This is a genomic window from Coraliomargarita parva (assembly GCF_027257905.1).
In the GTDB taxonomy this organism is placed as follows: domain Bacteria; phylum Verrucomicrobiota; class Verrucomicrobiia; order Opitutales; family Coraliomargaritaceae; genus Coraliomargarita_A; species Coraliomargarita_A parva.
This window is the reverse complement of the sequence record NZ_JAPZEI010000007.1, coordinates 64,685-86,802: the sequence shown is the minus strand read 5'-3', so window position 1 is coordinate 86,802 and position 22,118 is coordinate 64,685. Positions and strand designations below refer to the sequence as shown.

Below are 22,118 nucleotides of genomic sequence, written 5' to 3'. Positions count from 1 at the left end.
AAGCTTTATGTGTGGAATTGTTGGATACGTCGGCCGCCATCGGGCGGGCAACTTGATGTTGGACGGGCTGAAACGCCTGGAATACAGGGGCTATGACTCGTCCGGAATGGCTGTTCTCACCGCAAACGGACTTGATCTCGTCAAGCGCACTGGCCGAGTCAAAAACCTCGAAGAAGCCCTGACGGAGTCCCAACTCGGCGGCAGTCTGGGTATCAGCCACACCCGTTGGGCCACACACGGCGACGTAACCGAAGCCAATGCCCACCCCCACCTCAGCAGCGACGGCAAAATCGCCCTGGTGCACAACGGTGTGATTGAGAATTATTTGGGAATGAAGAAGTTCCTAGTGGGGAAAGGCTATAGCTTCCGTTCCGAAACCGACTCCGAGGCACTCGCCAACCTCATCGCCTATCACTACGCAAAGGAGCCCGAAGAGTCCGGCAAGAATCGCTTCCTCGAATCGGTCCGCAAGAGCCTCCAGCACGTGGAAGGCACCTACGGCATCGCGGTAATCTGCACCGACGCCCCGGACGAACTGATCGGCGCGCGAAAGGGTTCCCCGCTCATCATCGGGATCGGCAAAGGTGAAAACCTGATCGCAAGCGACGTCAATGCGATCACCCACTGCACCCAGAACGTGGTCTACCTGAACGACAACGAGGTCGTCCACCTCCACAACGACGATTTCTCAATCACGACAGTCAGCAGTAAGAATGTCGAAGCCGTCATTCACCAGGTCGACTGGGATACGACTGAAGCCGAGCTCGGGGACTACCACCATTTCATGGAAAAGGAGATCTTCGAGCAACCCACAGCCCTGGAAAACGGGATGCGGGGGCGCTTTTCCGACGACAGCAGCACGGCTGTCTTTGGTGGCTTGAACCTAAGCCCCCAAGAATTACGCCATGTGGACCGCATCCTCTTCCTCGCCTGCGGCACCGCATGGCACGCCTGCCTCGTGGCGGAATACTTGATCGAGCGCTACGCCCGCATTCCGGTGGAGGTCGAATACGCCTCTGAATTCCGCTACCGGAACGCCCCGCTCGACAAAAACACGCTGGTCTTTGCCATCAGCCAGTCCGGTGAGACCATTGACACCCTGGCAGCCCTGCGGGAAGCCAAGCGCAAGGGCTACCGGACCCTATCCATCAACAACAGTGTCGGGTCGACCATCGCACGGGAATGCGACGGGGGCATCTATCAGCACGCCGGCCCGGAAATTGGCGTCGCCTCGACCAAGGCCTTCACCTCCCAGATCATGCTCTGCGCCATGGTCGCCCTCTATTTGGGGCGCCTGCGCGACCTCAGCTACGGTGATGGGGTCGACATCGTCAAGGCACTCAAACAATTGCCCGAGCTCATACGCGACGTTTTAGGGCAAAGCGACAAGGTTGCCGCCATAGCCAAGCAATACGCAAGCTACGAGGACTGCCTCTTCCTAGGCCGCCAACTCATGTTCCCAATCGCCCTGGAAGGCGCGCTCAAGCTCAAGGAAATTTCCTATATACATGCGGAAGGTTACCCAGCCGCCGAAATGAAGCACGGCCCGATCGCCCTGATCAGTGAAAAGTGCCCCAGCGTGTTCCTAGCTACGTCCGGTGAAATCTTCCAAAAAAGCCTCGCCAACATCCAGGAAGTCAAGGCGCGGAAGGGCAAAGTCATCTGCATCGCCACCGAGGAATGCGACATACCGGAGGACCTGATCGACGACCTGATCCTCGTTCCGGAATGCCATGAGATCATCAAACCGATCCTGATGTCCATCCCGGTCCAGCTCTTCAGCTACTATGTCGCGCTGGAGCGTGGCTGCGACGTCGACAAGCCGCGTAATCTGGCAAAGTCGGTGACGGTGGAATAGCAGATAGCGCGCCCCAAGGGGCTCCGTCAAACTCTCCATTCGAGTTCGAACCTCTTCGTCCGAGCACGAGAAAGCCCCCGGGAACCTATCCGCGGGGGCTTTGAAAATGGAGCGAGCGAAGAGGTTCGAACTCTCGACATCCACCTTGGCAAGGTGGTGCTCTACCAACTGAGCTACGCTCGCTTGTGTGGGAGAAAGCTGGGAAGAATCTTGAGTCACCTCCTTAAGTCAATGCCTTTTTATATAAGATTTTCTAGTTTTTGATCGCACCAAAAATGGGAGGACCTCAGCTCCACAGCACGCGAGCGAAGAGCTTGCCTGAGGCAAGCCTCACTGCTACGCAGCGGCCCTGTCGGGCCGGGCCATCTCCGCCCCAAGGGGCTCCGTCAAACTCTCCATTCGAGTTCTAACCTCTTCGTCCGAGCACGAGAAAGCCCCCGGGAACCTATCCACGGGGGCTTTGAAAATGGAGCGAGCGAAGAGGTTCGAACTCTCGACATCCACCTTGGCAAGGTGGTGCTCTACCAACTGAGCTACGCTCGCTTGTGTGGGAGAAAGGCGGTAGAATCTATAGACCGCCCCCCAAGTCAATGCGTTTTTTGAAAAAAGTCTACTCCAGTTCCAAATCGATCAGGAGCTTACGTCTTACCGTATCCGGCAAGGCGAAGAGTGAGTTGTCACGCAAGCTACCAGCCACCTTATCTTCGAAAAGCACGCGGAGTACCGGCTTGAGACGGGCGGCATCCCGCTCATTAAAGACAATGAAGAATGCGAGGCGAATGGGATAATCCCCATAGTGTACATTATCCTCGGACGGCCCAAAAGCGGGACCGTCCTTGGCGGACGAAACCATCAGGCTCTTGAGTTTCTTATTTTGGGGCAGGCCCGGTAGCAACGCGATGGAAAGCGCATCTGAAACAACCAAATCCTCCACTTCTTCGTCTTTCACAACCGTAACCGAGGTCTTCATCCCACCTCGCTTGAGGACGGCATGCTTGAAGAGCTCGAGCGAGACGCTGCCATCCTTCTGTCCGGCCAGAGGCTTGATCGAGCGGCTCCCCCACCCGGACAGGCCCAAGTCACCCCAACTGTTGTAATTAAATTCCTCGTTCGCCCCAAAGATACCGCCGAGTCGGGCCAAGCTGATCTCATCGATCGGGTTACTCTCATTCACCACTACGACAGCCACATCATAAGCGAAGGGATACACAACATACTCATCGCGCGGGACCGGCTTGTCTTCCGGCACGGCAATGATTGCCAAGTCAGCCTCATTCGCCCGCATACGATCCATGGCCGGAAGCGTACCGATGCTGTCCACCACGATGGTAGCGTTATTCTCCTCGGCGTAGGACGCGAGTGGTTCGCGGATATAATCGGCCAACAAATCGGACGCAGATATCCGGATTTCATCGGCACCGACAGCTGGCCCAAGAAGCGCTGTCAGGAAAAGAACTGAGACAAATCTCATGAGATAGTATGAACGTGGGAAAAAGGGAATATTGCGACCTTTGACATTTCTGAGGTTCGTATGGTCCGAGTCAAACCATAAGGCATAGTAGTCGGACTTAGCCTTTAGGGTCTAGTTCCGGCCATTGGACTAGTTTGCGGTGCAAAGTCCGGCGACTAATTCCCATGAGTTCCGCGGCCTTCGTGCGGTTGCCGTTTGCCTTGATCAAGGCGTTGCGCAGCAGGCGCTTCTCATTCTCTTCGCGACTGAGCGTTGGCGAGCTGGTGAGCACTTCGGGTTCAAGCACATCCAAGGCATCATCGGACTGATATTTAAGGTCCAGATCATAGGCGGTGACCTCGCTGCCCCGCTTAAGCACGACGATATTTTCACAGAAGTTACGAAGCTCACGGATATTTCCGGGCCAACGGTATCGCAGCAGCACTTCGAGTGCGGACTCGTCCAGTGTCACGGGATCCAGTCCGTTGTCCTGACTGAAATAGCGAATGTAGTGGTTCAGCAAAACGGGCAAATCCTCCGGTCGCTCGCGCAGTGGGGGCAGATTGATCGTCACAACATTGAGACGATAAAGCAAATCCTCGCGGAATTCACCCCGCTTGACCATCGCCGCCAGGTTACGATTGGTCGCACAAACCAGACGTACATCCACCTGGATCGATTTTGTGCTGCCCAATCGCTCAAAAGTGCGCGTCTCGAGAAAACGCAGTAACTTCACCTGGGTGGAGGCGTCAATTTCGCCGATTTCATCAAGAAAGAGCGTACCACCGTTGGCTGCCTCGAAGCGCCCGATACGCCGCTCGGTTGCGCCGGTAAAGGCCCCCCTCTCGTGACCGAAGAGTTCACTCTCCAACAGGTTTGCCGCCAGTGCCGCACAGTGCACCGGCACAAAGGCCTGCCGGGAACGATTGCTGTTCTGATGAATCGCCTGAGCAATCAATTCCTTCCCGGTCCCCGTCTCCCCCTCGAGCAGGACGGTCGCCTTCGAAGGCGCGACCAGTTTCACTTTGTCGAGCACCTCCACCAGACCTTGAGAATTCCCGACTATTCCGTCGAAGCTGTATTTCGTGTCCAGACGCTGGTGCAGCACGACATTTTCCTCCTCGATCGTGCGGGACTTCAAGGCGCGCTTGATAAGAATTTCAAGTTTCTCCAGATTAACCGGCTTGGTCAGGAAATCAAAGGCCCCTCGCCGCATTGCCTCGACCGCCGTCTCCACATTTCCATAGGCCGTCATCATGATGCAGATCGGCTTATTCGGCAAGGTAATGGCCCGGTCGATAACCTTCAGGCCCGACTTTCCGGCCATCCGCAAGTCGGTCAGAATCACATCAAAAGTCTCCGACTCCATCAAGTTGAAGGCTTCATCCGCGCCCGAAGCCAAGTAGACATCATAGTCGTCCTCAAGAGCGAGCATCAAGCCCTCGCGCGTGTTCTTTTCATCATCTACGATCAGGATAGTCGCCGGCATGTGTGACAATTAGGCACAAAAGACCCTTGAATGCAATCCCCTCTTCAATTTGAAACTTCATCAATCACTCGTTGTCAGTGAATAGCTCCATACCTTATACCGAAGTTTCAAATCATGTCTGAAACCACACCGACTCTAGAAAACGATGCAGCCATTGAAGCGGCCACCGAGTGGATCCCGCGGCTGAGAAACGAAATCGGCCGGGTCATCGTCGGCCAGCATTATCTGGTTGACCGGCTCCTGGTTGGCCTGCTGGCCAATGGCCACGTATTGCTGGAAGGCGTTCCCGGCCTGGCCAAGACCTTGAGTATCCGCACCCTCGCCACAGCAACCGCGGCGGATTTCAAGCGCATCCAGTTCACTCCCGACCTTCTGCCGGCGGATATCATTGGCACACTGATCTACAGCCCCAAGGAAAACAGTTTCCACACACGCAAGGGACCGATTTTCGCCAACCTGATTCTCGCCGACGAAATCAACCGCGCTCCGGCCAAGGTGCAAAGCGCGCTACTCGAAGCCATGCAGGAGCGTCAGGTCACGATCGGGGACGAAACCTTCAAGCTGCCGGAACCCTTCCTCGTGCTGGCTACGGAAAACCCGATCGACCAGGAGGGTACCTATCCCCTGCCCGAGGCCCAAGTTGACCGCTTCATGCTCAAGCTCAAGGTGGGCTATCCCAGCAAAGCCGACGAGCGTGAGATCCTCGACCGGATGGCATCGACCAGCCCGGACCTCGACGTCGACGCGGTCACGACGCTGGACATCATCCGCGAAGCCCGCACGACCGTGAACAAGGTCTATGTGGACCCGAAGATACGCGACTATATCGTCAATATCGTGCTGGCGACCCGCCAACCGGAGGACTTCAACCTGAAACTCGGACAGTACATCCAATTTGGGGCCAGCCCCCGTGCCACCATCAGCTTGACTCTGGCCGCCAAAGCCTGGGCACTCATGCAGGGTCGCGGCTATGTCATTCCGCAGGACGTCAAGGAAATCGGCATGGATGTGCTGCGCCACCGGGTCATTCCCGGCTACGAAGCGGAAGCGGAAGAAATCACGAGCGAGGATTTGGTCAAAACGATCCTTGAAGCCGTTCCGGTCCCCTAGAGAACGATTCCCACGAATCGTTGATCCGGGATACAGGATGCATAATTCGAGCAGTCAACCCCGCATCCAGCATCCCGTATCTCGCGTCCCGTATCCCGAATTCCGCACTCAATAACCCGTGACTCCATCCGATATCATCAAAAAAGTCCGTCGCCTCGAGATCCGCACCCGCCAGTTGGTGACGGACTCGGTGACCGGCGCCTATCACAGCTCATTCAAGGGCCGGGGTATGGATTTCGAGGAGGTACGAGAATACGCGATCGGCGATGACGTTCGCACGATCGACTGGAACGTCAGCGCCAAGATGGACCGGCCCTATGTGAAGATCTTCCGAGAAGAGCGCGAATTGACCCTGATGCTGATGGTTGACCTGAGCGCCTCCGGCATTTTTGGCTCGGTGGAACAGAGCAAGCGGGAACGCGCGGCAGAGATCGCCAGCGTGCTCGCCTTCTCGGCAACGCTCAACAACGACAAGGTCGGTCTGCTTCTTTACACAGATGAGATCGAACACTACATCCCACCCAAGAAAGGAAGGCGGCATGTTTTGCGCTTAATCCGGGATATTCTGTTCTTCGAACCAAAACGTCGCGGGACCCTCCATAAAGCCGCGCTGGACTACCTGAACCGGGTGCAGCGGCGCAAGGCAGTGGTCTTCCTGATCTCCGACTTTCTCGACAACGCTCCCGGACACAAAGCCGAAGAAGACAACCTCTTCAGTTCTCTCAGCCTGACCAATCAACGCCACGACCTGGTTTGCATTGCGCTGCGGGATCCACGCGAGGAAAAGCTCCCCGACATCGGGATCGTCGCCTTGGAGGACGCGGAAACCGGCGAGATCGTCGAAATCGACACGGGAAATACCCGGACACGAAAGCGCTATGCCGATGCGGCACGCATCCGCAACCAAGCCTTTGAGACCAACATGCGAAAAAAAGGACTCGATTGGGTCGAAGCCCGCACGGACGAACCGTACCTCCCGGCATTGCGCAAGCTCTTCGCTCGCCGGGCCAGTCGCCGCTGATCAAAGTACGCCCCCCGCCCAAAGCACGATTACAATAATGTTTCTCGCTCAAATGCCAGCCAGCACACTTCCGGACTTACCGGATGGCCCCTCACTGGACCGCTTAAGAGGTCCGGTCGAGATGCCTTTGTTCGAGACTTGGCAAATCATTGTAATGTGCCTGGGCGGCTTCATTTTGGCCAGCCTGCTGGTCTGGGGAATTCTGGCTTTTCTGCGCAAAGGGAGCAGGCGCAGCGCGCCCCCCTCACCCGAAGCGCTTGCGTTGAATGCATTACAAGCCGCCTTGGAACTCGGGGACGACGAGCGTTATGCGGTCGAAAGCTCGCGCATTCTCCTGAACTACCTGGAGCGTGTCCGGCAGTACCGAACCCATGGAAAGACCACCGAGGAATGTCTGGCCAGTGTCCGCCTCCCCGGAGAGCTACAGCTCAACCTGAAAGACTTCCTGCGCTGCTGCGACCGGGCAAAATTCGCCCTCGCCCGCTTTACCGAAAAAGAGCGTATCATGATGACGGATACGGCATCTGAGATCGTCCTCGGCCTAAGCCCGACTCCGGCCACTGACTCAGAGAAACCGAGCGCTCCCCCGCCTCTTCCGGGAAAGGAGGAGTTCCCGACATGAGTTTCTTCCAGTTCCAGGACCCACTATTTTTCCTGCTACTACTGCTACTGCCGCTACTGGCCTGGTGGTCCGGACGTCACGGTCCGGATGCGGCCATTCGTTTTTCCAGCACCCAATTGGCCAAGGCGGTCAGCCGGAGACGCCGAAGCCGTGCCGGACAAATACTGCTCACCTTGCGCTGGCTGGGATTGGCCTCACTCGTCACGGCCATGGCCCGTCCACAGATCGGCCGCATGAACAATAACACGGAGGCAGAAGGTATCGATATCGTGGTCACTCTCGACATGTCCGGTTCGATGCGGGCACTCGACCTCTCAACCCGTGAGGATATCGTCACCCGGCTCGACGCAGCCAAACGTGTGATCGACGACTTCATCGACCAGCGGGAGTTTGACCGAATCGGGCTCGTGGTATTCGCGGCCGACGCCTATGTAGTCAGCCCCCTCACCCTGAACCACGACTGGCTGAAAAAGAACCTGAAACGTCTGGAACTCGGCGAAATCGACATCAGTGGCACGGCCATCGGCACCGCGCTGGGAGCCAGTGCCAACCGCCTGCGGAAGCAGGAAGGACGAAGCCGCATCGTCATCCTCCTGACCGACGGGGAAAACAACGCAGGCGAGCTGACGCCCATCGGGGCGGCCGAAGCAGCCAAAGCGCTGGGAATCAAGGTCTACACGATCGCCACCGGCAAAAAGGGGCGCGTCCCGGTCCCGGAGACCAACCGGGCCGGCGAGGTGCTGCGCGACCGCGACGGGGTCCCCATCTACCGGGGACGGAGTGATTTTTCAAACTACGACGAAACCGAACTTCGCCAGATCGCAGAACTGACCGGCGGCCAATTTTTCAGAGCCACCGAGAGCGGGGACCTCGAGCGGATCTACGATGAAATTGATACACTGGAAACAACCAAAGTCGAACTGCGCAGCTACGCCAGTTTCACTGAACTCTTTATTTGGCCCGCCGGACTCGGACTCCTTTTGATTGGAATCGAGCAGATGCTCGCGAACACACGCTACCGTCGACTCCCATGACATTTGCATCGCACATCTGGCTCTATTTAACCCCCCTAGTCACCCTCTTGGTAGTGGCTCTAATCGCCTACGGACTGCGTAAGCGCAGCAGTCTGTTGCAGCAGTTCGCAGCCGCCCGCCTTCTCGAACAATTGACCGAAAAGGCCAGTCTGCGCCGCATACTGATCAAGGCGACCCTGCTCAGCCTGGCCTGCACCACGATCGGCCTGGCATTGGCTCGCCCGCAATACGGAGTTGAATGGACGGAACGCAAAGCCCGCGGACTCGATATTGTTTTCGTGCTCGACAGCTCCAAAAGCATGTTGGCCACGGACCTGCGGCCAACCCGGCTGGATCGTGCCAAACTCGCCATCCTCGACCTGATCGAGCGTCTCGAAAGCGACCGCATCGGCCTCGTCATCTTTGCCGGTCAAGCCTTCCTGCAGACGCCTCCGACCCTCGACTATGCAGCCTTCCGAGAGAATCTGGAAGCGGTCAGCCCGTCCTCGCTCACGCGCGGCGGCAGCGACTTGGGCGGCGCCATCGACGAAGCGGCCAAGGCCTTCCCTACAGAAAGTAACGTCAAGGTCGTCGTCCTCCTGACCGACGGCGAAGACTTGGGGGGCAGCGCACAGCAAGCCGCCGAGCGAGCCAAGGCGAAGGGCATACAGATACACAGCATCGGTTTCGGGACACCGGAGGGCGACTACTTGCGCATTCGCAACGAGCAAGGCATCGAAGAATTTGTTCGGGATGAAGAAGGTCAGCCGGTACGCAGTCAGCTGGACGAAACCACACTCAGGGAGATCGCGGAAACAACCGGAGGGCTTTACTCGCAACTGGAACCGGATACGCTTCAGAGGCTGTACAACAAGGTGCTCAACGCCCTGCCCCGCGAAGAACGTGAATCCGAAATGCAGGAAGTACACATCGAACGTTTTCAATGGGCAATCGGAGCCGCTCTCATACTTCTGGTAGTTGAAGGCCTGATACGCCGCCGCGGACAGAGTACCGTCGTCGTGCTCATCGCCGCCGCCTGCCTCTATCCGAGCCAAAGCCGAGCAGAGGCAGACAAGGCCAGCCCCGAAGAACTGTACAACCAGGCCTACGCCAATCTCGTCGAAGGGCATTTTGAAACCGCCGCAGCCGAGCTGGAAGGCAGCATCAATGAAAGCGGCGACCTGGGCCTGCAACGGGATGCACTCTACAATCTCGGCCATGCCTATTATCAACAGGGGCAAAAGGCATTCGAGCAGCAGGACTTCGAAACGGCCCTGCAGAAATGGAAGCAGGCCGAAGACTTCTATCAATCGGCGGTCGAGATGGACCCGAAGGACCAGCCAGCCAAAGAAGATGCGAAAGCAACCCAAGCACGCCGCAAAGCCCTCGAAGACTACCTGGAGAACCAGAAGCAACAACAGCAGCAAAATCAGGACGAACAGGAGAAGGAGCAGAGCGAACAGGACCAACAAGACCAGCAGCAATCCGGTGATTCCCAGGATCAACAGGGCCAGGACCAACAAGGGCAGGAGCAGCAAGGGCAGGAGCAGCAGTCAGGAGACTCTCAAGACCAGCAATCCCAAAACCAGCAGGGCGAATCCGGCCAGCAAGGCCAAGACCAGCAGGGCGGGAATCAGCAACAGCCAGGCGAATCCGGCCAGGAGCAACAGGGACAGGAGCAATCCGACGAGTCCCCATCCGACAAGCAACAGCAACCAGACTCCGGCGAACAAGGCGAACAGGCACCGCAGCCACAGCCCTCAGAAGAAGGCGAAAAATCCGAACAACAGGGAGAAGACCGCGAGAATAACGCCCAGCAAGGCGAATCCATGGAGCAGGAAGCCGGCGAACCGGGCCAGCAAGCCTCTGGAGAAGAAGGAACCGACGAAGCCTCGGGTAGTATGCCGGTACCGGAAGTAGACGGCGAAAACGAGACATCCGAGGCAGGACCGGGCACCGCAATGGGGACAGAGCCCGTGGAGGGCATGAGCACTGAGGATGCCCGGGCACTCTTGAACAGTTTACAAAGCAAGGAACAATTATTACCTTTCGTTGAATCACCGGGCCCCCGCACAGGGGGACACATCCGAGACTGGTAACCATGTCCAGAATCCCGCTCATACTACTTGCACTGATAGGTCTGCAATCCATGGCGATGGCAGAGATTGCCGCCAGCGCGCGCTTCCAACCCACCCGGGTCAATCTGGGGAATCCGATACGCTATATCGTCGAGATCTATGAAACCGACAAGCAGAAGATGCCGTCGGTCGAACCGGTCACCTCGATGCAGATCCCGGACACGAACGGGTTGAATGTGCGCAACGCCCGAACCACCAGCGGTTCGAGCACGCAAATCTACAACATGCAGGCCACCTACAAGCGCACACAAAGCATCATTAGTGATGTCGAGGCCCCCACCCCCGGCACCTACACGATTCCCAGCTACACAATCCGATACAAAGGCCAAACCTTGACCATCCCCAGCGCCAAGCTGGAAGTGCTCAAGCGCGGGGAGAATGCGGCACCGACGGTCGACGAACTGGTCTTTCTCAAGGCGGAAGTCCCGCAGCAGATGTATATCGGCCAGACGATTGAAATGGACCTGCAGTTGTATATCGACTCGAGTGTGCGCCTTCGTCGCATCCACAGCTTCGACCGCACGTCCGACGGCTTTGTTCTCAGCGAATTGAAGAACGATTCAGAAGACAGCATGCAGAACTACAAGGGCCGGCGCTACCAAGTCGACACCTGGCCCTTGACCCTGACACCGATCCAAACCGGATTGCAGGACCTGAGCTTCCAGTTCCGGATATCCGCCCAATTTCCGGACCAGTCCGGCACCAACAGCCCCTTCGGTCAACGCTCTCCCTTCGGGGGCAGCATCTTCGACGACTTTTTCGGCCGCACGGAGCAGTTTAACGTCTACACCGAACCGCTCCAGGTCGAGGTACTGCCACTGCCAGAGGCCGACAAGCCCGAGAGCTTTTCCGGAGCGATCGGAGACTTCAGCCTACAAGTCTACAGCGATGCGAAAAGCAGCCGCGTGGGAGAGCCGGTCATGCTCTCTGTAGAAATTGCAGGAAGCGGCAACTTCGACCGCATTGAAGGCCCCGAACTGGCGGAAAGCCCGGCATGGCGTAGCTACAAGCCCGAATCCACATTCGTCCCCAGCGATGCAATCGGCCTGCATGGCAAGAAGCGCTTCGACTACATCTGCATTCCGCAACAAGCCGGAAGCCAGGAACTACCCGCTGTCCGCTTTTCTTTTTTCGACCCGAAAAGCAAGCAATACATTGAATTGGACAGTCCGCCCATTCCGATGGAGGTCGCTCCCGGCAAACCCGGCAATCCATCTGCCGGCACCCTGAACGGAGATGCACACCCATTGAACGGAGACACGGCGTCCGCCCCAATTCCCAAACTCTCGGCGGAGGAGGCCCTCCTCGTCTTGGACTACCGCCCCCGAGCCAGTCGAACGGTCGACGGCAACTGGCTGCGCCAGCCTTTGTTTTATGTGTTCCATGGTACAATCGCACTGGCCTTTGCCTTTGGCATCGTCCGGCTGAGGCAGCGGCGAAAATTACAGCAGGACCACAGCTACCGGCTGGCCCGTGAAGCCGGGAAAGCGGCGAAGGCGGCCCTCAGTGAAGCCATGGCCTCGGCCACGGCAGGCGACTCAGAAAGCTTCTACGCCAGTGCCTGTCGCAGCATCCGACTCGCGGCAACCGAAGCGAGCGGTAAGGACCTGCGTAATGCCGACTATCCGGAAATCCGCCCTTGCCTCCGAAGCGAAACGGCCGCAGAGGCCTGCGAGTCGCTTTTCCAGAAAGCCGACACCATCCGCTACTCCGGCCAAAGCCAGCAAGCGAACCTCGAAGCCGACCGCCAAAAACTCGAAAGTATCCTCAAAGCGCTATGAAATACTTGCCCGCTTTAATCGCCTTTCTCACATGCCTGGCCTCCCTGAGCGCGAGCAACTTTTCAGAAGGTACCGCCGCCTATGAAGCCGGCGACTATGCCGGCGCCCAAAGCCAGTTCGAAGCGGCGTTGGTTCAGGAAGAAACCGCCGCGGGACATCACAACCTCGCACTGAGCCTGTACCAGCAAGCGCAACCCGCCGAGGCCGCCTGGCAGTTGGAACGCGCCCTGCAGCTCACCCCCTACCAACCGGAATACCATTTCAAGTTGGCTGCCCTGCGTGAACAGCTCGGCTTGCTGGGAACCGAAACGCGATGGTACGAGTTGGCAGGACGCGCCCTCACGCTCAACAGCTGGCTCACCCTACTCTGTCTCAGCTTCTGGATCGGAGCGCTCGCACTCTTCTACCCGATCGCGGGGGACATGAAAGCCGGACTGGCGACCAAAGGACTGCGAGCCATTTGCCTGATAAGCTGCACCCTCGCCCTGGCCGGAACCTGGCTGAGCCTGCAGGACCGTCATCGCGCCATCTGTCTTTCCAACACCCCAGCCAGCCTGCATGCGGCCCCCGCAACCGGCGCCCCGCAAAGCGGGCAGGCGCGGCCCGGCGAACGCCTGCACATCCTAGAACGACACAATGATTTCGCCAAGGTGGTAACCGAGCAAGGCTCGCGCGGCTGGATCGCCGGAACGGACTTCAAGGAAGTCTTCCCGCAGGCGAGGCAAGACAGCGGAAATTCCAATTGAATTTTCATATCCCGAAGACGGTATTTCGGTTGAGACGAGCGGTCTCCTGGATAAATTTAGACCATGCAAACCTTTGTCTTCCCCGAAACAGATTGGAACGTGACACGCTTGGCCTACGGTTGTGGGGCGATCGGCGGTCATTGGGATACGCGCCCCTTGGACGACAGTTGGAGGCAACGCGCCTTTACGATTCTCGACGCGAGCCTTGAAGCCGGCATCAATTTCTACGACCACGCCGACATCTACACCTACGGCAAGTCCGAACAGGTGTTTGGCGAATACCTCAAAGCCAACCCCGACCTGCGGGAATCGATCTATATCCAATCCAAATGCGGCATTCGATTCGCCAATACGCCGAACCCGGGGACCCCCGCCCGCTATGACTTCAGCTACGAGCATATCGTCGAGTCCGTCGAAGGCAGCCTAAGACGACTGGGAATCGAGTATCTGGACACATTGCTCCTGCACCGTCCGGACGCCCTCATGGAACCGGAAGAGGTGGCACGCGCGTTGGACGATCTGGAGAATGATGGAAAAGTCCGGCACTTCGGGCTGAGCAACCACAGTATCCGTCAGATGGAACTCCTGCGGGCTTACATCCGCCAGCCCCTGCTGATCAACCAATTGCAAATCAGCTTGGCGCATCCCTGGCTCATCGCCGAAGGGATCGATGTCAACCTGCACCAAGACACACCCGGCAGCCTGGGAACAGGGCTACTCGATTACTGCAGACTTCACGGGATCCTCGTGCAGGCTTGGTCACCGGTCGGCGGCGGCGCCTTTTACCATGCGCGCGCGGGAGACGAACCACACCCCAAACAAGCGCTGCTGGATTTGGTGCACACCTTCGCAGAGTCCTACAACTGCTCGGCCCAGGCAATCATGCTGGCCTGGCTGCTGCGGCACCCCGCCTGCATCCAGCCGATTCTCGGCACCCTGACTCCGGAACGGCTACAGGAATCGGCCCAAGCCGAAACAATCCAACTCAGCCGGGTCGAGTGGTATCAACTGCTCCAAGCTGCCATAGGACACCCCGTCCCCTAACGCGGCAGGGGTTTCCGCGCACTCTCCTCAGACTGGCACTTGATTTTTTGGAAGCACTGCCTACGGTTTCCGGCTTCTTATCGCCCAACTTTCAATCGTAACACACAGAAAAATAGACATATGAGCACGAAAGCACCTGAACGCCACGAGTTCCAAGCGGAGGTCAAGCAGGTCCTCGATATCGTTGTCCACTCGCTCTATACGGATAAAGAGATCTTTGTCCGCGAGCTGATCTCCAACGCATCCGACGCGACGGAGAAGCTGCGCCATACGCAGTTGACAGAGAAAGAGATCTTTGACGCCGAGCTTGAACTGGAAATCCAAGTCACGACGGAAGAAGAGGCCGGCACCATCACGATCCGCGATTCCGGAATCGGCATGACACACGACGAGCTGATCGAAAATCTCGGCACGATCGCCCATTCCGGGTCGAAGGCCTTCCTCAACGCCCTGAAGGAAAGCGGCGAGCGCAATGAAAACCTGATCGGCCAGTTCGGAGTCGGATTCTACTCCGTATTCATGGTCGCGGACAAGGTCCAGGTCTACTCCCGGAGCTGGCGAACCGAAGGAGACTGCCTCTGCTGGACCAGCGACGGTTCCGGCTCCTACGAGATCGAAACGGTCGAGGGCGAACGCCGCGGCACCCGTATCGTCATCCACCTGAAAGACGAGTACAAGGATTTCGCGAAAAAGGACCGGATCGAATCAATCATCAAGAACTACTCCAGCTTCGTTCAGTTCCCGGTCAAGGTTGATGGTGACACCCTGAAAACAGTGGAAGCCCTCTGGCTGAAGAACAAGAACGACATCAGCGAAGAGGAATACAAGGAATTCTACAAGTTCCAGGCCAATGCATTCGACGAGCCCCGTTTCTGGCTTCACTTCTCGGCCGATGCCCCACTGGCGATCAACACCCTGCTCTTTGCGCCGACAGAAAACATGGAAGGCTTCGGCTTCGGCCGGATGGAACCGGGCGTGGCACTCTACTGCCGCAAGATCCTGATCGACAGCGACCCCAAGAACCTGCTCCCGGATTGGCTTCGATTTGTCCGCGGCGTGGTCGACAGCGCCGACCTCCCGCTCAACATCTCCCGAGAATCCATGCAGGACAGCACGCTGGTGCAGAAACTGAACAAGGTGATCACCAAGCGCTTCCTCAAGATGTTGGAGGAAAAGGCCAAGAACGATCCGGAAGCCTACGACAGCTTCTGGCAGTCCTTCGGGCTCTTCCTCAAGGAAGGGGTCACCACGGATTTCGCCCACCGTGACCATCTGCTCAAACTGCTGCGCTATGAGTCCTCCTACACCGAGGAAGGCAAGACCACCAGTCTGGCCGACTACCTCTCGCGCGCCCCGGAAGGCCAGAAGGAGATCTACTACATTTCCGGGCCGAACCGGAAGGCGATCGAGAACGGCCCCTACCTCGAAGCCTTCAAGGCGCGCAATATCGAGGTACTCTACATGTACGAGGCGGTCGACGAGTTCGTCATGAACCACGCACGTAACTTCGAGGAGAAAAACTTCGTTTCCGCCGACAGCGACGACATCGACCTCGATGCCATCGCACCGGAAACCGAGACCGACAAGCCCGAGGCACTTGACGCCGTTGCCAGCGAAGACCTGTGCAAGTTCATCAAGGAGAAGCTCGGCGATGACGTTAGCGAGGTCACGGCCAGCGAGCGTCTCGTCGGCAGCCCGGCCATGATCGTCAATGCCGACAAGATGATGACGGCACAAATGCGCCGCATGATGAAAGCCATGCAGCAAAAAGGCGGCATGATGGGTGCGGAACCTCCGGTCAAGTTGCAGATCAACCCGCGCCATCCGCTGGTCAAGAACCTGGCTTCCCTGCACGGCAGTAACAGCGACCTGGCCACCCTGATCAGTCAGCAATTGCTCGACAATGCACGCATGGCCGCCGGCCTGCTCGAAGATCCGACCACCATGGTCCAGCGCAATTACGAGATCCTTGAGAAACTGAGCCAGCAGTAGTCCAGCACGACTTTCGGTATACAAAAGGCACCTCGGATCGAGGTGCCTTTTTTTGTTTCAGTGCAAATGTATTGAAGGGGGTTATTCGCCCCAGAACTTCCACCACTTACGGCTGTGTTCTTCACGCATTTCCTGGCCGGTTTCGGAGCCCTTTCCGGCCTCCTTGTGCATGGCTTCGGTCTTGTCGCTCATATCCGACTTTTCCTTAGCCATCTTTTCCGACTTCTCCATCTTTTCCTTGGCCATCTTTTCCGACTTTTCCTTGGACTTCTCCGCCATGTGTTCGGCTTCGTCCTCTTCGGACTTCGCCTTCTTCTTCATCTTGGCTTCATCCCCTTCCATTTTCTTCATTTCGGAATGGGCTTTCTTTTCCTGGGATTCCATCTTTTTCATCGCCGCATCATCCGGCTTGCCCTTGCCCTCCGGGGGACTGGCAAAAAGCGGATTCAAAACAAAAGCAGCGGCGAGACAGGTCAGGGTGAGGTATTTTTTATTCATAACGGTTCGCGAGTTTATATCCTTATACACGTATTGCAAGCCGTATGCCCCCCCAAAAAGAAGCACCTTGAATCGACTTTTGGCCGATTCCGTATTTGATACCTGCGCATGGACCGGCGTGAATTCATCCTTCAAATGCTCAAGTCCACCGCGACCATGGCTGCGGTTGCTCCGAACTTGTCGGGAGCCACGATAGTATCCTCGGGATCGGACCGCCTGGGAGCAACCCTCCCCGTCCGCCCCTTCGGCAAAACCGGCGAATCCCTCACCGCACTGGGTCTCGGCGGGTTTCACTCAGCCTCCGGCGGAGACCGGAACGGGCAGGCCCTGATCGAGACGGCCCTGGAACAGGGTATCCGCTTCTTCGATACTGCGCATAAGTATCTCGGGGGCGCATCGGAACGCTTGTACGGCAACTACCTGACGCCGAAATACAGGGAAGACGTCTTCATCATGTCCAAGTGCGATACGCGCGACCCGGCGCTCCCCGCCGCTACGCAATTGGAGCGCTCCCTTCAGCGTCTGAAGACAGACTATATCGACCTGTGGATGGTTCACACCCTGATCGACGAAGCAGATGCCGAAAAACGCGTACTGGAAATGCTACCGGTGATTGAAAAGGCCAAAGCCTCCGGCAAGATCCGTCACTGTGGCGTCTCCGGTCATTACTCGACCGCTGCCCTGCTCAAAGCCCTGGACCTGACCACAGAACGTCCCATCGACGCCTTGCTCATGCCGATCAGCGCGGTCGACTCAGTTTCACAAGACAGCTTCATCCAGGAAGTCCTGCCGGAACTCGGGAAGCGGCAAATCGCCCCTCTGGCCATGAAGACCATGGGCGCGGGACGCATTACCAGCCACATGATCGGCGGCAAGCGAGTGGTGCCGGACCGGATCAGCCTGGACGAGAACCAGTGGTTTGTCCTCTCCCTCCCGGTCTGCAGCTGGGTCAGCGGAATGACCACGGTGGAACAAGTACAAACGAACGCCGACATCCTGCGACGCTTCACCCGCTTGACAGAAAGCGACCGATTGACCATTGCCGAGAAATTGCTCGACGTCGCCGACGAGGCAGCACTGCAGCCCTACCGTGAGTGGCTCACCTAGAACCACAAATCAAGGCATCCCATCAGGGTGCAACACGGCCAAGACAACAGGAAGAGCGCTCACTCTGCCGAGCCCTGCAATGTCTTACCAAGAGCTTCGACGTCTTTGCCAAAACCTTTTACAGTATTGCAGGCGGACAGGGATAGCAGTGATGCGACTAGCAGGCCGCCCACAAGTAACTTGATTGTTCTTTTCATCGTGATGAAGCCTAAGACGGAGGCTAAAAAAGGCAAGTGCTAGACGCCTCAGATTCCGGGGACAGCCTCCAGCAGCTTTATCGTGTAGGGATGCTGCGGGTTCGAGTAGATCTCCTGCGCGCTGGCTTGCTCCACTATCCTGCCTTCCGTCATGACCAGAACCTCGTCACTAATATGCTCCACCACTGCAAGGTCATGGGCGATAAAGAGATAGGTCAGACCGAACTCATCCTGCAGATCCTGGAGCAAATTGACAATCTGCGCCTGAACCGAGACATCCAGGGCACTGACCGGCTCGTCACAGATAATAAACTCCGGTTCCACCGCAAGTGCACGGGCGATGCCGATACGTTGGCGCTGGCCTCCACTAAACTGGTGCGGGTAGCGCTCCATGAAATCCGGGCTCAAGCCCACTTTCTCCAGCAAATCGGCCACCCGGGCCTGCCTTTGCGCCCGGGACCATTGCGGGAAATGGATTTCAAGGGGCTCGGCTATTATACTGAATATCGTCATCCGGGGATTCAGCGAACTGAATGGGTCCTGGAAGATGACCTGGATCTTTTTACGATAAGGAAAAAATGCACGATTCCCCAGACGGGAAATCAACTGTTCCTCGTAGTGGATCTCGCCAGCCGTGACGGGCACCAATCGTGCAATCGCGCGCCCCGTGGTCGTCTTGCCGCTGCCACTCTCCCCGACGAGACCAACCGTTTTGCCCCGCGGGATCTCGAAGGAAATCCCGTCCACAGCGCGGACCCAGTCCACCGTATGTTGCATGACGCCCCCACGCACGGGAAAATGGACCTTCAGGTCCCGGACAGAGAGCAAAGGCGTAGACGGCTCGTTTTCAGGCATGGGGCATAAGAAAAGGGAACAGTTGCCCCGGTGCAACATCTCTTGGATATACGTGCTAGACTATTTCATGAAATACCAGAAACATAGGGTACATACATGAGTGATACGCCCATTACAGTCCCACTGCTCGATCTTAAGCCCCAGTATCAGGCCCTCGCCGCCGAACTGGACGAAGCGGTCGCACGCGTGGTGCAATCCCAATACTTTATTCTCGGCCCAGAAGTCGAAGGCCTCGAAGCGGAAGTCGCCCACTACTGTGGTGCGGAACATGCCGTCGGGGTCTCCTCCGGCACAGACGCCCTGATCGTGGCGATGATGGCCATGGGAATCGGCCCGGGCGACGAAGTCATCACCACCCCCTACACCTTTTTTGGAACTGTCGGGTCAATTGTGCGAATCGGCGCCAAGCCAGTCTTCGTCGATATCGAACCGGACAGCTTCAACATCGACGTTTCGAAGATCGAAGCGGCCATCACCGATAAAACCCGCGCCATCGCACCGGTGCACCTCTTTGGCCAAATGGCCGACATGCGGGCCATCAACCGGCTGGCCCGCGAGCACGAGCTGCTCGTCATCGAAGATGCCGCCCAAGCGATCGGCGCCAAGCAGAATGGCCGCCGGGCCTGCTCCTTCGGGCACATGGGCTGCCTTTCTTTTTTCCCGACGAAGAACCTGGGCTGCTTCGGCGATGGCGGAATGATCGTGACTGATGATGCGGACTACGCCCAAATTGCCCGCCAGCTGCGCAACCACGGCATGGAGCCCAAATACTACCATGCACGCGTCGGCGGCAACTTCCGACTGGATGCCCTTCAGGCTGCGGTCCTCCGGATCAAACTCCCCCATCTGGACAGCTGGCACGAAGCCCGCCGCGAGAATGCCGCGCTCTACCGCAAACTCTTCAAGGAGGCCGGGCTGGTCCGTACCCATGAACAACTGGGAACCGGTCTGGAAGGCGGCGTCGTCCTGCCTCCGGAAACTGAGAACAACTACCACATCTACAATCAGTTTGTCATCTATAGCGATCAACGTGACGCCCTCATGCAGCACATGAAGGCCAACAACGTCGGATGTGAAATCTACTACCCGCTGGCCCTACACGAGCAGGAGTGCTTCCGCCTGTTGGGCTACTTTAAGGGCGACTTTCCGAATGCAGAACGGGCCGCGGCCCACAGTCTGGCACTGCCGATCTACCCGGACCTCAGCCCGGATATGATTCAACGTGTGGTTGAAGTCATCGCCAGCTTCAACTAAGCCGGCACAGAAAGCATCCCGCAAGACCTATGCCTCTCCAACGTTTCGGTCCCTATTTCAAATACCTGAAGCCCGTACGCCTGCAATTCGGCCTGGGTTTGCTGGCCGGCTTGATCTACGCAGCCTCGAGCGGCTTTGGTCTGCCGTTTATTATCAAGTATCTGGTCCCTTTGCTCACTCAGGACGATGCGCCTGAAGGCATGGCCCTGATCAGCTTGCTGATGGCGGTCCCGCTGGTCTTCCTCTTCCGGGCCTTAGGCAGTTTCATCAACTCCTATCTCATCGCCTACACCGGCATGCATGTCCTGGAGCAGCTGCGGGTCCTGGTATTTGAGCGGATCCAGACCCTGCCGCTGGCATTCTTCCACAAGAACAAGGTGGGCGACCTGATGTCGCGCGTCATGGGCGACACCCAGCAGCTGCAAAATGCGATCGTCAAGGTCGTGGACAGCCTGATCAAGGAACCCGCCACCCTTGTCAGTGCGGCGGCCTTCCTCGTCTACCTCTCCTTCGTTAGCTCGGACGTCACCTTCCTGCTCATTGCGCTGGCCTCCGTACCGGCTTGCGTGCTGCCCATCCGGGTAATCGGTAACCGCGTTCTGGCGAAAGCCAAGCGCGCCCAGAAACAAGCCGGCAAGTTGAACCATGTACTCAACGAGAACCTCTCCGCCATCCGGGAGGTACGTGCCTACAACCTGGAAAGCAAGGAAACGCACCGCTTTGCCGGCGCCTGCCGGACCTTGCTGAAACGATCCCTCAAAGTGGTCAAGTACGACAAGGCCCTGAACCCGACCATCGAGCTGGTCACCTCCATAGCGCTGGTCGTGGCCCTCTATGTGGCGGTCGTACGCGAAATCGACCAAGCCGCACTCGCATCCATCCTGACCGCCTTGTATATGTGCTATCAACCGGTCAAGAAGCTGGGTGGCGTGAACAACACCCTGCGCAAGGCCGAGGCCTCGCTTTTACGACTGGAGTACATCCTGCACGCGGAAGATTCGGTGCCCGAAGCCGAAAACCCGCAACGAATGGAACATGCATCCGGCGCGGTCCGTTTCGAGAACATCACTTTCAGCTACGGTGAGGAGGCGGCACTCAAGTCCGTCAACGTCGACATCCGGGCCGGTGAAGTCGTCGCACTGGTCGGACCCAGCGGAGCCGGCAAGTCGACCTTTGCCAACCTCGTTCCCCGATTCTATGATCCGGGAGAAGGCCGGGTCACAGTGGACGACATCGACCTGCGCACCTTATCCAAGGCGGACTTGCGTCGTCAGATCGCCCTCGTTTCCCAGGAAGCAATCCTGTTCAGTGACAACATCGCCAACAACATCCGAATCGGTAAGCCCGGAGCCAGCCAGGAAGAGATTGAAACGGCCGCCCGAATGGCCAATGCCCATAGTTTCATCACCGAGCTGGAAAACGGCTATGACACCGAAGTCGGCGAACGCGGCTCACGCCTGTCCGGCGGCCAGCGCCAACGTATTTCCATCGCACGGGCCTTCCTCAAAAATGCGCCCATCATCATTCTGGACGAACCGACATCCGCGCTTGATGCGGAAAGCGAACACCAGATCCAGGCAGCGATGGAAAATCTGTCCCGCGGACGGACCGTCCTGATCATCGCCCACCGGTTCAGCACGATCCAGCACGCGGACCGGATCTTTGTCTTTGAGGCCGGGCACATCATCGACAGTGGCAAACATACCGAACTTCACGGCCGCTGCGAATTATATCGTAATCTCTACGACAAACAGGCTAAAACAGCCCTGAATCACAACGGATAAACCTGCCATGACCTCACGCACACGCCGATGCCTCGCCGCCGTTCTCATTCTGGCCTGCCTCTTCCTGTCTGCATGTAGCTCAACCAGCTCGCAGAACGGCGTCACGATTAAGCAGAATCGTAGCTTCTGGGACTACATCCCCGGACTATAACCCCGGCA

General features: G+C 57.6%; 19 protein-coding genes and 2 tRNA genes. 14 read left to right on the top strand and 7 right to left on the bottom strand.

Annotated elements, in window-relative coordinates:
- Positions 1–7 precede the first annotated feature (7 nt).
- On the top strand, positions 8–1,858 hold the full coding sequence (gene glmS, locus O2597_RS11905; protein ID WP_269525090.1) for a glutamine--fructose-6-phosphate transaminase (isomerizing): 1,851 nt from the start codon (positions 8–10) through the stop codon (positions 1,856–1,858).
- Positions 1,859–1,965: 107 nt separating this feature from the next.
- On the opposite strand, the gene O2597_RS11900 is transcribed toward glmS, so the two are convergent.
- From O2597_RS11900 to O2597_RS11885, 4 genes are all read right to left on the bottom strand, one after another.
- Positions 1,966–2,041 (bottom strand) — tRNA-Gly (locus tag O2597_RS11900).
- Positions 2,042–2,325: 284 nt separating this feature from the next.
- Positions 2,326–2,401, bottom strand: a tRNA-Gly gene (locus tag O2597_RS11895).
- A 67-nt stretch (positions 2,402–2,468) separates the two neighbouring features.
- Positions 2,469–3,329, bottom strand: a complete 861-nt coding sequence (locus tag O2597_RS11890) for a PstS family phosphate ABC transporter substrate-binding protein (RefSeq protein WP_269525089.1) — start codon at positions 3,327–3,329, stop codon at positions 2,469–2,471.
- 97 nt (positions 3,330–3,426) lie between these two features.
- On the bottom strand, positions 3,427–4,797 hold the full coding sequence (locus O2597_RS11885; RefSeq protein ID WP_269525087.1) for a sigma-54-dependent transcriptional regulator: 1,371 nt from the start codon (positions 4,795–4,797) through the stop codon (positions 3,427–3,429).
- Between the two features lie 114 nt (positions 4,798–4,911).
- On the opposite strand from O2597_RS11885, the gene O2597_RS11880 reads away from it, so the two are divergent.
- The 9 genes from O2597_RS11880 (at position 4,912) to htpG (ending at position 16,264) form a co-directional block, all read left to right on the top strand.
- Positions 4,912–5,907 (top strand): AAA family ATPase, encoded by a 996-nt coding sequence (locus O2597_RS11880; protein ID WP_269525085.1) that lies wholly within the window; start codon positions 4,912–4,914, stop codon positions 5,905–5,907.
- A gap of 118 nt (positions 5,908–6,025) precedes the next feature.
- Positions 6,026–6,928, top strand: a complete 903-nt coding sequence (locus O2597_RS11875) for a DUF58 domain-containing protein (RefSeq protein ID WP_269525083.1) — start codon at positions 6,026–6,028, stop codon at positions 6,926–6,928.
- A 37-nt stretch (positions 6,929–6,965) separates the two neighbouring features.
- Positions 6,966–7,550 (top strand): hypothetical protein, encoded by a 585-nt coding sequence (locus tag O2597_RS11870; protein ID WP_269525081.1) that lies wholly within the window; start codon positions 6,966–6,968, stop codon positions 7,548–7,550.
- Positions 7,547–8,584 (top strand): VWA domain-containing protein, encoded by a 1,038-nt coding sequence (locus O2597_RS11865; RefSeq protein ID WP_269525079.1) that lies wholly within the window; start codon positions 7,547–7,549, stop codon positions 8,582–8,584. Before O2597_RS11870 ends, O2597_RS11865 begins: the two co-directional genes overlap by 4 nt.
- Positions 8,581–10,662, top strand: coding sequence for a VWA domain-containing protein (locus O2597_RS11860; protein ID WP_269525077.1), 2,082 nt, complete (start codon positions 8,581–8,583; stop codon positions 10,660–10,662). Before O2597_RS11865 ends, O2597_RS11860 begins: the two co-directional genes overlap by 4 nt.
- A gap of 2 nt (positions 10,663–10,664) precedes the next feature.
- Entirely contained in the window at positions 10,665–12,482 is a 1,818-nt protein-coding gene (locus O2597_RS11855; protein WP_269525075.1) for a BatD family protein, read from the top strand.
- A complete protein-coding gene (locus O2597_RS11850; RefSeq protein ID WP_269525073.1) occupies positions 12,479–13,228 on the top strand; it encodes an SH3 domain-containing protein in 750 nt (249 codons plus the stop codon). The genes O2597_RS11855 and O2597_RS11850 overlap by 4 nt, the downstream gene beginning before the upstream one ends.
- Positions 13,229–13,291: 63 nt before the next feature.
- Positions 13,292–14,272, top strand: coding sequence for an aldo/keto reductase (locus tag O2597_RS11845; RefSeq protein WP_269525071.1), 981 nt, complete (start codon positions 13,292–13,294; stop codon positions 14,270–14,272).
- 120 nt (positions 14,273–14,392) lie between these two features.
- A complete protein-coding gene (htpG, locus tag O2597_RS11840; protein ID WP_269525069.1) occupies positions 14,393–16,264 on the top strand; it encodes a molecular chaperone HtpG in 1,872 nt (623 codons plus the stop codon).
- Between the two features lie 81 nt (positions 16,265–16,345).
- On the opposite strand, the gene O2597_RS11835 is transcribed toward htpG, so the two are convergent.
- A complete protein-coding gene (locus tag O2597_RS11835) occupies positions 16,346–16,762 on the bottom strand; it encodes a hypothetical protein (RefSeq protein WP_269525067.1) in 417 nt (138 codons plus the stop codon).
- A gap of 135 nt (positions 16,763–16,897) precedes the next feature.
- Here O2597_RS11835 and O2597_RS11830 point away from each other — a divergent pair, with 135 nt between their 5' ends.
- The gene (locus O2597_RS11830) at positions 16,898–17,869 is read left to right on the top strand and encodes an aldo/keto reductase (protein ID WP_269525065.1); all 972 of its coding nucleotides are present in this window, start codon (positions 16,898–16,900) and stop codon (positions 17,867–17,869) included.
- Positions 17,870–17,928: 59 nt separating this feature from the next.
- Here the strand turns inward: O2597_RS11830 and O2597_RS18635 are convergent, their stop codons facing one another.
- Positions 17,929–18,066: an entericidin A/B family lipoprotein gene (locus tag O2597_RS18635; RefSeq protein ID WP_345783012.1), complete on the bottom strand. Its 138-nt coding sequence runs from the start codon at positions 18,064–18,066 to the stop codon at positions 17,929–17,931.
- Between the two features lie 48 nt (positions 18,067–18,114).
- Positions 18,115–18,921 carry an ABC transporter ATP-binding protein gene (locus tag O2597_RS11825; protein WP_269525063.1) on the bottom strand — a complete coding sequence of 269 codons (807 nt, stop codon included), beginning with the start codon at positions 18,919–18,921 and terminating at the stop codon, positions 18,115–18,117.
- A gap of 96 nt (positions 18,922–19,017) precedes the next feature.
- Between O2597_RS11825 and O2597_RS11820 the strand changes: the two genes are divergently transcribed.
- From O2597_RS11820 to O2597_RS11810, 3 genes are read left to right on the top strand one after another with little or no spacing between them, the layout of a single operon-like run.
- Positions 19,018–20,175 carry a DegT/DnrJ/EryC1/StrS family aminotransferase gene (locus O2597_RS11820; protein WP_269525061.1) on the top strand — a complete coding sequence of 386 codons (1,158 nt, stop codon included), beginning with the start codon at positions 19,018–19,020 and terminating at the stop codon, positions 20,173–20,175.
- A gap of 29 nt (positions 20,176–20,204) precedes the next feature.
- Positions 20,205–21,959, top strand: a complete 1,755-nt coding sequence (locus O2597_RS11815) for an ABC transporter ATP-binding protein (RefSeq protein WP_269525059.1) — start codon at positions 20,205–20,207, stop codon at positions 21,957–21,959.
- Between the two features lie 7 nt (positions 21,960–21,966).
- Positions 21,967–22,110: a hypothetical protein gene (locus O2597_RS11810; protein ID WP_269525057.1), complete on the top strand. Its 144-nt coding sequence runs from the start codon at positions 21,967–21,969 to the stop codon at positions 22,108–22,110.
- Positions 22,111–22,118: the final 8 nt, after the last annotated feature.

Bases quoted from the DNA above. Each gene is read 5' to 3' on its own strand.
- glmS (WP_269525090.1), top strand. From the start codon at position 8: ATGTGTGGAATTGTTGGATACGTCGGCCGCCATCGGGCGGGCAACTTG.
- O2597_RS11890 (WP_269525089.1), bottom strand. From the start codon at position 3,329: ATGAGATTTGTCTCAGTTCTTTTCCTGACAGCGCTTCTTGGGCCAGCT.
- O2597_RS11885 (WP_269525087.1), bottom strand. From the start codon at position 4,797: ATGCCGGCGACTATCCTGATCGTAGATGATGAAAAGAACACGCGCGAG.
- O2597_RS11880 (WP_269525085.1), top strand. From the start codon at position 4,912: ATGTCTGAAACCACACCGACTCTAGAAAACGATGCAGCCATTGAAGCG.
- O2597_RS11870 (WP_269525081.1), top strand. From the start codon at position 6,966: ATGTTTCTCGCTCAAATGCCAGCCAGCACACTTCCGGACTTACCGGAT.
- O2597_RS11865 (WP_269525079.1), top strand. From the start codon at position 7,547: ATGAGTTTCTTCCAGTTCCAGGACCCACTATTTTTCCTGCTACTACTG.
- O2597_RS11860 (WP_269525077.1), top strand. From the start codon at position 8,581: ATGACATTTGCATCGCACATCTGGCTCTATTTAACCCCCCTAGTCACC.
- O2597_RS11855 (WP_269525075.1), top strand. From the start codon at position 10,665: ATGTCCAGAATCCCGCTCATACTACTTGCACTGATAGGTCTGCAATCC.
- O2597_RS11850 (WP_269525073.1), top strand. From the start codon at position 12,479: ATGAAATACTTGCCCGCTTTAATCGCCTTTCTCACATGCCTGGCCTCC.
- O2597_RS11845 (WP_269525071.1), top strand. From the start codon at position 13,292: ATGCAAACCTTTGTCTTCCCCGAAACAGATTGGAACGTGACACGCTTG.
- htpG (WP_269525069.1), top strand. From the start codon at position 14,393: ATGAGCACGAAAGCACCTGAACGCCACGAGTTCCAAGCGGAGGTCAAG.
- O2597_RS11835 (WP_269525067.1), bottom strand. From the start codon at position 16,762: ATGAATAAAAAATACCTCACCCTGACCTGTCTCGCCGCTGCTTTTGTT.
- O2597_RS11830 (WP_269525065.1), top strand. From the start codon at position 16,898: ATGCTCAAGTCCACCGCGACCATGGCTGCGGTTGCTCCGAACTTGTCG.
- O2597_RS18635 (WP_345783012.1), bottom strand. From the start codon at position 18,066: ATGAAAAGAACAATCAAGTTACTTGTGGGCGGCCTGCTAGTCGCATCA.
- O2597_RS11825 (WP_269525063.1), bottom strand. From the start codon at position 18,921: ATGCCTGAAAACGAGCCGTCTACGCCTTTGCTCTCTGTCCGGGACCTG.
- O2597_RS11820 (WP_269525061.1), top strand. From the start codon at position 19,018: ATGAGTGATACGCCCATTACAGTCCCACTGCTCGATCTTAAGCCCCAG.
- O2597_RS11815 (WP_269525059.1), top strand. From the start codon at position 20,205: ATGCCTCTCCAACGTTTCGGTCCCTATTTCAAATACCTGAAGCCCGTA.
- O2597_RS11810 (WP_269525057.1), top strand. From the start codon at position 21,967: ATGACCTCACGCACACGCCGATGCCTCGCCGCCGTTCTCATTCTGGCC.